7 protein-coding genes and 1 pseudogene are annotated in these 14,977 nt (G+C 55.5%); 7 read left to right on the top strand and 1 reads right to left on the bottom strand.

Features of this window, described 5'->3' with window-relative positions:
- Positions 1 to 39: 39 nt before the first annotated feature.
- From RTE01_RS18080 to rnt, 4 genes are all read left to right on the top strand, one after another.
- Positions 40 to 2,256 carry a TonB-dependent receptor domain-containing protein gene (locus tag RTE01_RS18080; RefSeq protein WP_141335245.1) on the top strand — a complete coding sequence of 739 codons (2,217 nt, stop codon included), beginning with the start codon at positions 40 to 42 and terminating at the stop codon, positions 2,254 to 2,256.
- 70 nt (positions 2,257 to 2,326) lie between these two features.
- Positions 2,327 to 3,502, top strand: a complete 1,176-nt coding sequence (locus RTE01_RS18085) for a YncE family protein (protein WP_134526368.1) — start codon at positions 2,327 to 2,329, stop codon at positions 3,500 to 3,502.
- Positions 3,503 to 3,701: 199 nt separating this feature from the next.
- Positions 3,702 to 4,109, top strand: coding sequence for a lactoylglutathione lyase (gene gloA / locus RTE01_RS18090; RefSeq protein WP_041147656.1), 408 nt, complete (start codon positions 3,702 to 3,704; stop codon positions 4,107 to 4,109).
- Between the two features lie 106 nt (positions 4,110 to 4,215).
- Complete coding sequence (gene rnt / locus RTE01_RS18095; RefSeq protein ID WP_134526371.1) at positions 4,216 to 4,863, top strand: ribonuclease T; 648 nt, start codon at positions 4,216 to 4,218, stop codon at positions 4,861 to 4,863.
- A 52-nt stretch (positions 4,864 to 4,915) separates the two neighbouring features.
- Here rnt and RTE01_RS18100 read toward each other — a convergent pair whose 3' ends face one another.
- On the bottom strand, positions 4,916 to 5,263 hold the full coding sequence (locus RTE01_RS18100; protein WP_041145851.1) for a Grx4 family monothiol glutaredoxin: 348 nt from the start codon (positions 5,261 to 5,263) through the stop codon (positions 4,916 to 4,918).
- A 434-nt stretch (positions 5,264 to 5,697) separates the two neighbouring features.
- Between RTE01_RS18100 and RTE01_RS18105 the strand changes: the two are divergent.
- The 3 genes and pseudogenes from RTE01_RS18105 to RTE01_RS18110 all read left to right on the top strand — a co-directional run.
- Positions 5,698 to 5,913: pseudogene (locus RTE01_RS18105) on the top strand (SOS response-associated peptidase family protein); the annotation flags it as partial.
- Positions 5,914 to 6,075: 162 nt separating this feature from the next.
- Positions 6,076 to 6,234, top strand: a complete 159-nt coding sequence (locus tag RTE01_RS26255) for a YnfU family zinc-binding protein (RefSeq protein WP_218029263.1) — start codon at positions 6,076 to 6,078, stop codon at positions 6,232 to 6,234.
- 155 nt (positions 6,235 to 6,389) lie between these two features.
- The gene (locus RTE01_RS18110) at positions 6,390 to 14,972 is read left to right on the top strand and encodes a GH36-type glycosyl hydrolase domain-containing protein (RefSeq protein ID WP_134526374.1); all 8,583 of its coding nucleotides are present in this window, start codon (positions 6,390 to 6,392) and stop codon (positions 14,970 to 14,972) included.
- Positions 14,973 to 14,977 lie beyond the last annotated feature (5 nt).

Below are 14,977 nucleotides of genomic sequence, written 5' to 3' on the forward strand. Positions count from 1 at the left end.
ATTTGCTGCGTTGATAAAATACAAAAACAGGATTTGATTATGGAAAAATCGCAAATCGCCAAAGGGATTATGGCCGGGCTTATTATCGTCCACGGCCATAGCTTTGCGGCAGAAACCGAGGGAGAGTCGGTCTTCTCTCCCCTCACGATTACCGATAACCCGCTGGCCGAGAAAAATCAGGTCGGCTCCTCTGAGGAGAGCTACGCCCGCCCCGGGGCCTACAGTTCGCGCACGCTAAATAAGAATTTGCAGGGACTGGATGCCTCACTGCGCAGTATGGCGGGGACCTATACGCAAATCGATCCGCTGCAGGGTTCGATCAGCGTCAATATTCGCGGCATGAACGGGCTGGGCCGGGTGAATACGATGGTCGATGGCGTGACCCAGACCTACTTTGGCATGGCGCCCGCCAACTATCACGGCGGCGCCAACACCGCAGCCGGCGTTCCGCTCGACCCGAACTTTCTTGCCGAAGTCGACGTGACGCGCGGCAGCAGCGCCGGCTCTCAGGGCGTTAACGCCCTCGCCGGCAGCGCCAATATGCGCACCATCGGCATCGATGACGTGCTGCGCGAGGGGCGCCAGACGGGGGTTCTTTCCCGTTTCTCGGTGGGCGATAACGGCCTTGGCCGCACCGGCATGGTGGCGGTTGCCGGCAAGACCGATACCTTCGAAAATGGCGGCGCCCTCGGCGCGCTGGTCGGCATCAGCGGAAGCCGAACCTATGCGACCTATAAAAACGGCGGCGGGCGCAGCAGCGAAGATTTTATCGGCGAAGATAATAAATACTTACGCCAGGAGCCACGCTCCCAGCTTTATAAGCTGAACTTTAATCCGGACCAGTTCAATAAAATTGAGTTTTCCGGCCGTAATTACAACAATAGCTTTACCCGGCGCGACATCACCAGCGACGATTACGCCCTGCGCTATAATTACGCCCCGCTGAACGAGCTGGTGGAATTAAACCTGCTGGCCAGCACCAGCCGTGGAAATCAGGCGTACAAACCGGAATCGCTGTATAACTTCAACAGTTCGTCCACCACCAATAAATCCAACGCTATCGATATTAGCAACACCAGTCGATTTAAAATAAGTGAGGATCTGTTTACCGTATTCCAGGTCGGCGGGAAATTAATGGATACCCGCTATACCCGGCGCTTTGTGCAGAATACTGAGACCGATCACAACGCCTTTGCTCCCGCCGGCAAGCAAAAGATCTCGGCCCTGTACAGCAGCCTGACGCTGAACAAGGATATTTATCAGCTGGATCTCAATCTTAACTATACCCGCAGCCAGGTGACAGGCTTCAAGCCCGCCTGCGCGGACAATGAAAAGTGTTTCCCGCAGGGCGAGAGCCATCTCAGTCTTGATGATAACAGCCTCAATCCTTCGGCGACGTTTTCGGCCCAGGTCACCCCATGGCTGCAGCCCTTCGTTAGCTGGAGCCGCTCCTCCCGCGCGCCAAACGTCCAGGAGGTCTTCTTCGCTAACGAGGGCGGCGCATCGATGAACCCGTTCCTCAAGCCGGAAAAAGCCCAGACCTGGGAGGCCGGCTTTAATATCAATAAGCAGGGCCTGCTGCACGAGCAGGACAGCTTTCATCTAAAGGCGCTGGCCTACCGCACGCGGATTAAGGATTACATTACCAGCGAATCCTTCCTGCTGTGCAACAACGGTCAGCTCTGCAAGGATTTCGACAACTCTCTGGGCGGCTTTAACGCCAACGTCTATGTCAACACCACCTCAGAGGTCACCAGCAAAGGTTACGAAATTGAGGCCGGATATGATATCGGCTTCGCCTACGCGAACCTCTCCTGGAGCAAGCAGCACACCGATCAGCCCACCTCGATCGCCAGCACGGTTTATAGCTTTGCCTACAGCGACCTCAGCGACCTGCCCGAAAGCTACGCCACGCTCGACGTCGGCGGCCGCCTCTTCGATCGCCGGTTAACCGTCGGCAGCCTGGTCAAATTTACCGGTAAAACCAAACGCCTGAGTACCGAGGGCATCAGCGACAGCAATACCGTACCGAAAGAGGACATGCCGAATATCCCGACCGTTATCGACCTCTACAGCAGCTGGCAGGCGACCGACAACGTCCAGCTGCGCCTCAGCGTGCAGAACGTCACCAACCGCGATTACGCCGAAGCGCTGAACCGCATGAACCAGAGCCTCGATAACGCCCGGGAGGGAGCGTCGGTGAATACCACCGCCCGCGGGCGAACCTGGATCTTCGGCGGGGAGATCCAGTTCTGAGTTAAAACCCGGTGCCGGATAAAGCCCTGGTTTTATCCCGCGCCCCCACTGTTCATATCAGGAATAAAAAATGAATCGCTCCAACTTAAGCACACGACTGGGATGCCTGCTTATTGCGGCCCTCCTGCCCGCCTCGGCGTTAGCCATCGATCCGCCGGCGCGCGAGACTTCACGCTTCGCCCTGAAAACCAATTATCTCGAGCAGGCGGATGAAGGGATTTACGAACTGGCTTTCGATAACGCCCATCAGTACGTCTTTGCGGCGGTGACCGATCGCGTGAACCGCGAGGCGAACAGAGGCTATCTATACGCCTTTAACCCGACGTCATTGAAAATTGAACATCGCTACGAGATGCCGTACCGGGCGTTTTCTCTGGCGATGAATCAGCCGCAGCATCGGCTCTATATCGGCCACACCCAGTCGGCCTCGCTGCGGATAAGCCTGCTGGATACCGCCACCGGGAAGCTGACAAAAACCAGCGACAGGCTCAGCTTTAAAACGCCTAACGCCGCCGATTCTCGCTTCGAGCATCTGCGCCATATGGTCTACAGCCAGGATGCCGATACCCTGTTCGTCAGCTACAGCAATATGCTGAAAACGGCGCAGGGTACGCAGCCGCTGCACAGGCTGCTGATGCTCGACGGCACCACGCTGGCGCTCAAAGGCGAGGTCAAAGAGGCTTATAAAGGCACGGCCTATGGGCTGACGCTCGATGAAAAAACGCAGAAAATCTACGTTGGCGGCCGGGATTACATCAACGAGATCGACGCGAAAAAGCAGCAGGTGCTGCGCACCATTGCCCTCAAGAACACGCAGCCGCGGCTTCCCAGCGCGCAGAATCTGGCGGTAGACGCCGACTCCGCCAGGGTCTTTGTCGTCGCCTTCGACCATGACGACCGCAGCGGCCCCCGTGACGGGCTCTATATTTTCGACCTGCGCGACGGCAGGCAGCTGGGCTACGTGCGTACCGGCGCCGGGGCCAACGCGGTAAGGTACAACCCGAAATATAACGAGCTCTACGTCACCAATTTCACCAGCGGCACCCTCAGCGTTGTCGATGCCACAACCTATGCCGTAACCCGTGAATTCCGCACGCCGGTCTATCCAAACCAGATGGTGCTATCGGCAGACGGGGATACTCTGTACGTCGGTATAAAGGAAGGATTCAACCGCGACTGGGATCCTGACGTATTTGTCGAAGGGGCGAAGGAACGCATCCTGCGCATCGATTTGCGCAAATCGTAGCCGACCGGCGCACGCTCAGGGCCCGGCGGCCATTCGTTTTTAGCGCATGATGCCTCTTATCGGACGGGCGGCCTGAAAAGGCCGCCTTTTTACGTTATAGTGCTCCGGTGCCGGAAACGCCTTGTCCGTTTCTGATGCCATTCTGGCCATTTTCAAATACGACGGCCAACAGGCTGTTGTAAAAAAGGAGTATACAAACATGCGCTTACTTCACACCATGCTGCGCGTTGGCGATCTGCAGCGTTCTATCGAGTTTTATACCAACGTGCTCGGCATGAAGCTGCTGCGTACCAGCGAAAACACCGAATATAAATATTCGCTGGCCTTCGTTGGCTACGGCGAGGAGAGCGATACGGCGGTTATCGAGCTGACCTACAACTGGGGCGTGGACAAATACGATCTCGGCAGCGCCTACGGCCATATCGCCCTGAGCGTGGATAATGCGGCAGAAGCCTGCGAACGTATTCGCCAGAACGGCGGCAACGTCACCCGCGAAGCCGGCCCGGTTAAAGGCGGCACCACGGTTATCGCCTTCGTTGAAGATCCGGACGGTTACAAAATCGAGCTGATCGAAGAGAAAGACGCCGGAAAAGGCCTCGGCCACTAACGGTTTCGGGCGCCGATCGGCGCCCGCTGTTTTATCCCCTGACTGCTGCAAGGCACGGCAAAATTTGCCATAATGCGCGCTACTTTTTTCCAGTAAAGAGAATCTGATGTCCGAGAACGTTCAACTTAATGGTCTGTGCGACCGTTTTCGCGGTTTTTATCCTGTGGTTATCGATGTCGAAACCGCCGGGTTCAATGCCAAAACCGACGCCCTGCTTGAGATCGCTGCCATTACCTTGAAAATGGATGAGCAGGGTTGGTTGATGCCGGACGAAACGCTGCATTTTCATGTTGAACCTTTCGAGGGTGCAAACCTGCAGCCCGAAGCGCTGGCATTTAACGGCATCAACCCTAACGACCCTGAACGCGGCGCGGTGAGCGAGTACGACGCGCTGCACGCTATTTTCAAAATGGTCCGCAAAGGGATGAAGGACAGCGATTGTAATCGCGCCATCATGGTGGCGCACAACGCCACGTTCGATCTCAGCTTTACCATGGCTGCCGCCGAGCGCGCCGGGCTAAAACGCAATCCTTTCCACCCTTTCGTCACCTTTGATACCGCCGCACTGAGCGGACTGGCGCTCGGTCAAACCGTGCTGTCCAAAGCCTGCCTCGCCGCCGGTATGGAGTTTGATGGTACCAAGGCGCACTCTGCGCTGTACGATACCGACCAGACTGCCCAGCTGTTCTGCGAGATAGTTAACCGCTGGAAACGCCTTGGCGGATGGCCGCTGCCGGTGCCTGAAGCGGAATAAGAGACAAAAAAAAGCGACTTCATCGGAAGTCGCTTTTTTACGGGTAGCAAAATTATTCTGCTTTCGGCTCGTCAGTTTTATACTTCGCCGCCGTTTCTTTGATCAGCTGCTGTAGTTCACCACGCTGATACATTTCAATCACGATGTCGCAACCGCCAACCAGCTCGCCATCAACCCACAGCTGCGGGAAGGTCGGCCAGTTTGCATACTTCGGCAGCTCAGCGCGGATGTCCGGGTTCTGCAGGATATCTACGTAGGCAAAGCGTTCGCCGCACGCGGAGAGCGCCTGCACGGTCTGAGCGGAAAAGCCGCAGCTTGGCAGTTTTGGCGATCCTTTCATGTACAGCAGGATCGGGTTTTCAGCGATTTGACGTTCGATTTTTTCTACGGTAGTGCTCATTGTCATGCTTCCTTAACTTCTATACGGCAGTAATTTGTCATTGTAGCGTCCTGAACGCAGGACAGATAATAACATTTTTTTCACTCTCTATATTTTATCTTCTGTGCCCAGAAGTTGCCTTATAAATATGACTTTATCAGCTGGCGCGCCGCCGTGCTGCGCACTTTCTGTACAAGTCGGTCAATGTCTGCCATATTTTTTTGCAATTGTTAATCAAACGACACTTTAGATACAAAAGTGAAAACAAAACACATAATACGCATATAAATCATAATGTTATAATAATAATAGATTAAAAAATACACTGCAGTTCACCACATTGCACCACAAATCCAGTCACTATTTATCAATAACTTAAGACCCTTTTGTGACCTGCCTACAGCAGCATTTTCCCTGCCGTGCCTCTTAGTTACGCCACAAAGCCATCAGTATCAAATCGGATAGTGACTACAACCGCCGACCAAGAGCTGATCGATATTCACGACCGCGGGCCGCTCGTACTGGTTCCAGAAGCCGCTCGTGAATGGATGAGACAGGATATTGGAGGTAAGGAAGCCGGGGAGATTGCCGCCGATGGAATTGTGTCTGCAAAACATTTCATCTGGCATACGGTATCGCGCACAGTTAGTAATATGAAAGACCAAAGCTGATTACCTAGCCTTAGATAAGAACCATAAAAAAAAACTTAAAAACAATGTGTTAAACAATCATTCATGACATAACAAATATAAATAGCAAGCGCCAACATTAAAAAGATTAAATTTTAGCCAGACATGGTAGACTAAAAAACATTCATTGAAAGGTTAATCATCATGTCATTTCTCGATTACGCAATGAAGCTCATCGGTGGAACGTCCACCGCCACCTGCCCCATCTGCGGCTTAAAATCCCCCCAGCCTGCATCAAAGATTCGGTTAAAGCAGGCAATGCTATGCCCGGGATGTAAGGCCCTTTTTGTCTCGCCACGCTAACCCCTTACGCCGGCTCACGTACAAATCGGTGTTCTATACTGAAATAAAGACCGGCAGCTGTTAAATCCCTGATGCCTTACGCCCATCCTGAGAGAACGTTTCTGAACTGATTTCGCAACTGCTCCTGCGCGTTAATGTCGCATCAGAGCAACGCTATGAAAATGAATCCCCGGGCATGGTTTAGCCGCTCCCGTATGTCTACGAAAGCCCCTGAACTGGTGCCGTCTCCTGCCAACGACTCAACAAGCGAAAATAGCTTGCGCTCTGAGCTGTTTTCGACGCCTCAGATGGAACGTTACGGCCAGAAACTGGCGCATACTCATAAGTTGTCGCCGGACAAGCTGCCTTACTATCTTCTTAAACGGCTGGGGGATAATGAGGCTGCGATCACGCAAAACTGTTATGCGCTCAATGCCGGGAAAAAATCGAGCATCATGCCCGCGGGTGAGTGGCTGCTTGATAATTACTACCTGATTGAGGAACAAATCCGCATTGTCCGCCAGCACCTGCCAAAAAGCTTTGGCAAAGGCCTCCCGTCCCTGGCATCGCCTCACCACTGCCCGCGCATTTACGATATTGCATCTAAAGCTATTGCCCACGGAGACGGGCGCTGGGATGTGGCCAGCCTGACCAGCTATATTGCGGCCTATCAACAGGTGACGCCGCTGACGTTAGGCGAGGTCTGGGCGCTACCGGGCATGCTGCGTCTGTCTCTAATCGAAAATCTGCGTCGCGTCAGTATGGAAGTAGTAAAAGCCCAGCAAGAGCGCAGCCTGGCAGATACATGGATTACGCGGATTTTCGAATGTGCCGAGAATACTCCGGCAGACTTAATCATGGTGGTCGCCGACATGGCGCGCGCGCGGCCGCCGCTGAGCAGTGCGTTTGTCGCAGAACTGGTACGCCGCCTGCAGGGGCGCGGCAATGCGCTGGCTCTGCCGCTGACCTGGGTGGACCAGCGTCTTGCTGAACAGGGCGTGACAACCGAGGTTCTCATTCACCGCTTCAATCAACAGCTTGCGGCCAGCCAGCTTTCCGTCAGCAACAGCATCGCGGGCTTGCGTTTGCTGAGCGAAACGAACTGGGCTGATTTCGCCGAGGCAATCAGCGTCGTAGAACAGACATTGCGTCTCGATCCTGCCGGCACCTATTCCCGTATGCACTTTGATACCCGGGATCATTACCGCCACGTCATCGAGATCCTGGCCAGAGACAGTCGTTTCAGCGAGTCAGAGGTAGCCAGCCGAGTACTGGCCCTTTCTGTGGAAAATGCGCCCGGCACGCCGGGGCATCATATTGGTTATTATCTGGCCGGTGGAGGCCGCGAGCTGCTGGAAGTACAGCTTTCCGCAGATACCTCAGGGCTGATACGCCTGCGGCATAGTTTCAACAAAATCCCCTTGTTGTCATGGCTTGGCAGCCTGAGCCTGCTGACGACAGCGGTGACGGCCGGAGTTTTGCACGAAACCGCGCAGCAGGGAATGGGCTGGATGCTGATACTTTTGGCATTGCCGCTTATTTTGGCGGTCAGTCAGTTAATGAACGATTTGTTGAGCGAAGCGACCACTCGCTTTCGAATACCCCGACCGCTGCCGCGAATGGATTTTTCCGCTGGAATTCCGGCTGATTGCGCGACCCTGGTAGTGGTCCCTTGTATGCTGACAAGTCACGAAAGCATCAGCAAGCTCCTCACCAGCCTGGAAGTGTGCTGGCTGGGTAATCAGAACGAAAACCTCCGCTTCGCCCTTCTCACCGATTTTGCCGATTCCGCCGTTGAAAAACCGCCAGAAAACAGCGGGCTGCTCAGACAGGCCATCGCGGAAACTGAGGATCTTAACCGCCGTTATCCAGCCAGCCGCCCACGCTTTTATCTTCTGCACCGACAGCCAGAATGGGCCCCCACGCAGGAAAAATGGATGGGTTATGAACGCAAACGGGGAAAGCTGGCGTTGCTGAACAACTGGTTGCGCCATCCCGCGGCACAATTTTCCAGCGTCGCAGATGCGCCAGCGCATCTGTTGCCGGGTCATATTAAATATGTCATCACCCTGGACAGCGATACGGTGTTACCGCGCGACACGGCGCATAAGCTGGTCGCGACAATGGCGCATCCGCTCAACCTGCCAGAGTATGATCCGCTACGGCAGAGGGTCGTCAAAGGGTACGGCATTTTACAGCCCGGGATGGCGGAGGAAATGCCGCGCAACGGACAGGGACGCTATGCCGCCATGCGCAGCAGCGTGCCGGGTAATAATCCCTATTCGATGATGTCTTCAGATATCTATCAGGATCTCTTCGGCGAAGGATCGTTCGTTGGTAAGGGCATTTATGACGTCGATATCTTTGTCCTGGCCACCGCCAACGCCTGCCCGGAAAATCTGGTCCTCAGCCATGATTTACTCGAAGGGTGCTACGCTCGCTCCGGGCTACTCAGTGAAGTTTTACTCTACGAGCAGTACCCGAACAACTATCTGTCAGACGTTGCCCGCCGCACCCGCTGGATCCGTGGCGACTGGCAGCTGCTTAACTGGCTCAGCCCGTACATCAGAAAGGCGGATGGAACCCGGGATAAAAACCCGCTATCGGCGCTTTCCTGCTGGAAGTTATTCGACAATTTACGCCGCAGTCTGGTCAGCCCGTCTTTGCTGACGCTTCTTTTTTGCTCCCTGCTGCTGGTCCCCAACCCGCTTTATTGGCTTGGCGCGCTGGCGCTGGTGTGGTTATTGCCTTCAGCGCTGAGTATCAGCCACGACCTTCTGCATAAACCGCTTCGTCGCCCTTTGCGGCTGCATATTCCACTCGTCGCGGCCGGGGCGCTGAAACGGTTTTCCCGTATCGGGCTCAATTTTGCGATACTGCCGCATGAGGCCGGATACTCATTGTACGCCATTGCCGTGACGCTCTGGCGTCTTGGCGTCAGTCAGCGCAATCTCATCCAGTGGACCAGCCACAGCCCCGACGGCCATCAGCCCGGCGTTTCGGTGATTCGTTTTTATCGGGCGATGTGGCTGAATGTTGTCGCCGGGGCGGCATTGACGATGATGACTTTTCATTTTTCCCCACGGCTTCTGACTATCGCTCTGCCCGTCGGCGTTCTATGGTGTCTGGCCCCCCTGCTGCTGAGCTGGCTAAGCCGCCAGCCTGAACGTAAGGCGATTTCGCTGAACCAGGAACAGAAGCAGCTGCTGCGTCAGACGAGTCGCGAAATCTGGGCCTTCTTTGAAACCTTTGCCACGGCAAAAGAGAACTGGCTTCCACCGGACAATTACCAGGAAATACCGCAGCCAACCATCGCACATCGCACCTCCCCCACCAATATCGGACTTTCCCTGATGGCCAACCTGACCGCCTGGGATTTTGGCTACCTGCCCGGGGGAGAGGTTTTACAGCGCGTGACGATGACTCTCGACTCAATGGATAAAATGGAACACTTCCGGGGCCATCTCTTTAACTGGTATGACACCCGCACGCTCGCGCCCCTCAGCCCACGCTATGTTTCGAGCGTTGACAGCGGCAATATGGCCGGCCATTTACTAACATTGCGCGAAGGCCTGTCCGCCATGCGTCATCAGCCGGTTTTGAACAGCGAGCAGATCCTGGCCGGACTGAACGATACGATAATCATTCTGGAAAAACACTGGGGTCAGAACGCGCCAACCGGTCTGCGACTGCTGCGCAAGCACTGCCTGAACGCAGCGTCGCTGCCTCCGGCGCAGCTGTTCAACGAACTTAAAAAAATGCGCGCCCAGTGTAACCATCTGACGACGCAGTGCGCTCAGGAGAGCAGCCTTGTGGTGCGCTGGACAGGACACCTTGAGCATCAGCTGGTGCAGCTTTGCCATGAATGGTCGCATTTGCTTGGCTGGATACCTCAGACGTATAGCGAACAGATGCTGCCGACATTGAGCTGGCTTGCCGGCGCGAGCTATTGCGGCGAAGGAACGCCTCCGGCATCGGCTACGGCGCTGGCCCGCATGCGGCTGAAGATTATCACTGAACTTGAACAGCGGCTGAACGATCATGCGAGAATGGATTTTGCTTTTCTGTACAGCGAGGCGACCAGCCTGCTCAGCGTCGGCTACAACTGTGATACGAACACACCCGATAAAAGCCATTACGATCTTCTGCCGTCTGAAATCCGTCTGACCAGTTTTCTCGCCATCGCGACTAACCAGCTGCCGTTAAAAAGCTGGTATGCCCTGGGACGGTTGTTCACCACCATTGACCATGAAACCGCGCTGATGTCGTGGAGCGGTTCGATGTTTGAATACCTGATGCCGAACCTGGTGATGCCCACCTGGCCCGGTAGCCTTCTCGATGAAATGAGCCAGTCCGCGGTTAAGCGTCAGATACGCTGGGGCAAAGAGCGTGGGGTGCCGTGGGGGGTATCGGAGTCCGGTTATCATGCTTTTGATGTTCAGCACAATTATCAGTATCAGGCATTTGGCGTACCGGGCCTCGGTCTGCGGCGAGGACTTGCTGACGATATGGTCATCGCCCCGTATGCGACACTGCTGGCGCTAACGATCTCTCCGCAGAAAGCCTGCGAGAATCTGCTCAGCCTGGAAAAAAACGGCGCGCGCGGCGAATACGGTTTTTATGAAGCGCTGGACTATACTCCCTCCCGCCTCGCAACCGGGCAGCTGTATGCCGTCGTGCAGTCCTGGATGGCGCACCATCAGGGGATGGCATTTCAGGCGCTGGCTCACGTGCTGCTTAACGCCCCGATGACGGAGCGATTCATGTCCAGTACCGTCTTCCGCTCGGCGAGCCTGCTGTTACAGGAGCGCGTGCCGGATGCGGTCGATCTCTACAGCCCGCGCCGTCATTTCGAATCCCATGAAGGAAGGGTCAAACCCGTTCGCTACGAACCGCGTATTTTCACCGGAGCAGATACGCCGGTGCCTGAAGTTCAGCTGTTGTCCAACAGTCATTACCATCTGATGTTGACCCCCGGTGGCGGTGGCTATAGCCGCTGGAACAATATTGCCCTCACGCGCTGGCGCAGCGATACGACCCGGGATAACTGGGGAGCATTCTGCTATATCCGCGATTCGCAAACGGGCGAAGTCTGGAGCAATACCTGGCATCCCACCGGCAAAGACGCCGATAACGGCGACGAGACGATCTTTACCGATGCCGGCGCTGAATACAGGCGTACTTTCGGATCGCTGAGTGTCAGAACCCAGATTGTGGTCTCCCCGGAAGATGATATTGAACTACGGAGGCTCACGCTGGTACACAGGGGGCGAATGCCGCGCGACCTTGAACTGACAACCTATTCCGAAGTGGTGCTGGCGTCCGACGCCAGCGATCGGGCCCATCCGGCATTCAGCAATTTATTCATCCAGACCGAGATTAACCCCGATCGTGACGCGATCCTGTGCCATCGCCGCCCGCGTTCGCTGGACGAACAGAACCCGTGCATGTTTCACATGGTGGTCGTGCATGGCAATAACAGTAAGAGCATCTCGTTTGAAACCGACAGGGCAGCATTTATTGGCCGCGGCAGAACCCCTTCAAATGCGCTGACAAGCGTAAAAAAAGGACCGCTCAGCAATACCTCGGGGGCCGTTCTTGATCCGATACTGGCGATTCGCCACGCTATCACGCTACTGCCGGGACAGCCCGTCACTATCGATATCGTTTACGGTATCAGCGAAAGCCGCCAGCACAGCCTGGCGTTGCTTGAAAAATACAGAGATCACCCCATCGCTGACCGCATCTTTGAACTGGCCTGGTCCCACAGTCTGGTGGTGTTACGCCAGATGAACGCCAGTGAAGATGATGCCACGCTGTTTAACCGTCTCGCCAGCGCGGTGCTTTACCCCTGTCACGAGCTGCGCGCCGACGGCCAGATTATCAGCCGTAACCGGCGAGGTCAGTCCGGCCTGTGGGGCTGGGCGATTTCAGGCGATCTGCCGATAGTGCTGTTCAGTATCACCAGCGAAGAGGGTATCGCCTCGGTAACAACACTTATTCAGGCGCACCGATACTGGCGCCAGAAAGGGCTGGAGGTCGATTTGGTGATCCTCAATGAGAGCCCTGGCGGTTACCAGCAGGCGCTGCAAAACCAGATTATGGATTTGATTTATGCCAGGTCGGGAGCCAGCCTGCTGGATAAATCAGGCGGGATTTTTGTCCGTAATGGCGAGCATCTCTCCGCCGAGGATAAGCAGCTTCTGATGAGCGTCGCCTGCCTGTACCTTGATGATCGAGCCGGTGGGCTAAGTGAACAGCTTAACCAGCGCATTCATACCCTAAAACCCCAGGCCAGGTTGCTAATTCCGCACCCTGCAGCGGAGGGCAATCGACATACCGACTGGACGCCTGATACCCATCAGCTGCGCCATTTCAATGGGCTCGGCGGCTTTTCTCAGGATGGTCGGGAGTATCAGATTGTCCTCAGGGAAAACGAGCCGACGCCAGCTCCGTGGTCAAATGTGCTGGCAAACGCCGATTTTGGCAGCGTTATCTCAGAGGCGGGACAGGCCTACAGCTGGTATGAAAATGCCCATGAATACCGCTTAACGCCCTGGGAAAACGATCCGGTGAGCGACCGCAGTGGTGAAGCCTTCTATCTGCGTGATGAAGAGAGCGGTGCGTGCTGGTCGCCGACGATACTGCCGGTGCGCGGCCACGGCGACTATTTGACCCGTCATGGTTTTGGCTACAGCGTGTTTGCCCACCGGGAGAGCGGGATAGACAGTGAGTTGACGATACTGGTCGCCGAACAGGCACCGGTTAAACTGGCGATCCTGACGCTCAGTAATAATTCGGGACGAACGCGTAAACTGTCCGTCACCGGCTATGCGGAGTGGACGCTTGGGGATTTACAAACCCGTTCGGCCTCCCATATCGTTACGTATCCAGTCAACATTTCTGGCGGTTGCGGGGTGATGGCCAACAACTTTTACGGCGCTAACGGCGGCGAGCGCACGGCATTTTTTGCCGTCAGCGGCTCCGACTGCTCGCTGACGGGCGACCGCCGCGAGTTTATTGGCCGAAACGGTTCATTGCAAAATCCGGACGCCATGAAGCTGCGCAGGCTCTCGGGTAAAACGGGGGCCGCGCTGGATCCCTGCGCAGCAGTACAATCCGCGGCCACGCTAATTGATGGCGACCAGAGAACGTTTATTTTTGTCCTTGGCGTGGATGAAAATCATAGCCGGGCTCAGGAGACCCTGGCCCGCTATCTGAATGAGGATACCGTCCGCCAGGAGCTGAACAACGTTCACCGCTATTGGCATCACGTACTCGATAAAATGGTGGTCAATACCCCGGACACCTCCGTGAACTTACTGGTCAACGGGTGGTTGCTGTACCAGACGATAGCCAGTCGCCTTATGGCGCGTAGCGGTTACTATCAGTCCGGCGGCGCATTTGGTTTTCGCGATCAGCTGCAGGATACGCTGGCGCTCAGTCACGCCGCCCCGGAAAGGATGCGCGAACAGATAGTGCTGTGCGCAACACGACAGTTTGTTGAGGGAGACGTGCAACACTGGTGGCACCCTCCTCACGGTAACGGCGTGCGTACATGCTGTTCGGATGACTATCTCTGGCTCCCGCTCGCAGTCTGTCACTATGTCGAAACGATCGGGGACACGGAAATACTGGAATTGAATATTCCTTATCTGCAAGGTCGCCCGCTCCATCCGGGTGAAGAGTCCGTCTACGACACGCCGGTCATCAGCAGCACCGAAGAGACGCTATGGTTACACTGCGTCAAAGCTATTCAGCATGGATTACGCTTCGGGCAGCACGGTCTCCCGCTGATGGGGGCCGGCGACTGGAATGACGGGATGAACCAGGTTGGCATTGAGGGGAAAGGTGAAAGCGTCTGGCTGGGCTTCTTCCTGTACGATATTTTACAACGCTTCGCTTCGCTTGCCGATCGGCGACAGGATGCCAGCGTCGCTTCAATGTGTCGTTCAGAGGCGCTGCGCCTGCAAAAAAATCTCGAAACCTCGGCATGGGACGGTGAATGGTACCGGCGAGGATATTTTGACGACGGTACTCCCCTGGGCTCAAAAGCGTCGCAAGACTGTCGAATTGATGCGATTGCGCAAAGCTGGTCGGTACTGTCCGGGGTCGCCAGCCGGGCGCGTAGCGTCATGGCGATGCAGGCGCTGGATAAGCATCTGGTGGATAACGAGGCCGGGCTAATCAAACTGTTAACGCCACCTTTCGATGGGCACGGGCTGAATCCGGGATATATCCAGGGCTATCTGCCAGGAGTGCGGGAGAACGGGGGGCAGTATACTCATGGCGCCATCTGGGCGGTGATGGCGTTTGCCCGGATGGGGAATGCAGAACGCGCGTGGCAGCTGTGGTCAATGATCAACCCGATAAACCACACGCTGGATGCCTGTGAAGTGGAAAGATATAAAGCGGAGCCCTACGTCATGAGCGCTGATGTGTACAGCGTCGCGCCGCATACGGGTCGTGCCGGATGGAGCTGGTATACCGGTTCCGCAGGCTGGGCATACCGTTTGTTGACAGAGGAGCTGCTGGGGATAAAACGTTGCGGTACTTCCCTTACCGTTCATTCTCTGTTGCCGGACAACTGGCCGTCGTTTTCCATGACATATCAGTACGGCGACAGTCAGTATCACATTAGCGTTTCACGTGGCGTCGGGAAATACCAGGCCACTCTGGACGGCATCATCCTCCCCGATGACAGCATTCCGCTGATGGATGACGGACAATTCCATACCATTGATATCATTCAGAACTGACGCTG

The sequence above is a fragment of the Klebsiella terrigena genome (assembly GCF_006539725.1).
GTDB classification, from domain to species: Bacteria; Pseudomonadota; Gammaproteobacteria; order Enterobacterales; family Enterobacteriaceae; genus Klebsiella; species Klebsiella terrigena.

Coding starts and splice junctions, on each gene's coding strand:
- RTE01_RS18080 (WP_141335245.1), top strand. CDS start 40: ATGGAAAAATCGCAAATCGCCAAAGGGATTATGGCCGGGCTTATTATC.
- RTE01_RS18085 (WP_134526368.1), top strand. CDS start 2,327: ATGAATCGCTCCAACTTAAGCACACGACTGGGATGCCTGCTTATTGCG.
- gloA (WP_041147656.1), top strand. CDS start 3,702: ATGCGCTTACTTCACACCATGCTGCGCGTTGGCGATCTGCAGCGTTCT.
- rnt (WP_134526371.1), top strand. CDS start 4,216: ATGTCCGAGAACGTTCAACTTAATGGTCTGTGCGACCGTTTTCGCGGT.
- RTE01_RS18100 (WP_041145851.1), bottom strand. CDS start 5,263: ATGAGCACTACCGTAGAAAAAATCGAACGTCAAATCGCTGAAAACCCG.
- RTE01_RS26255 (WP_218029263.1), top strand. CDS start 6,076: ATGTCATTTCTCGATTACGCAATGAAGCTCATCGGTGGAACGTCCACC.
- RTE01_RS18110 (WP_134526374.1), top strand. CDS start 6,390: ATGAAAATGAATCCCCGGGCATGGTTTAGCCGCTCCCGTATGTCTACG.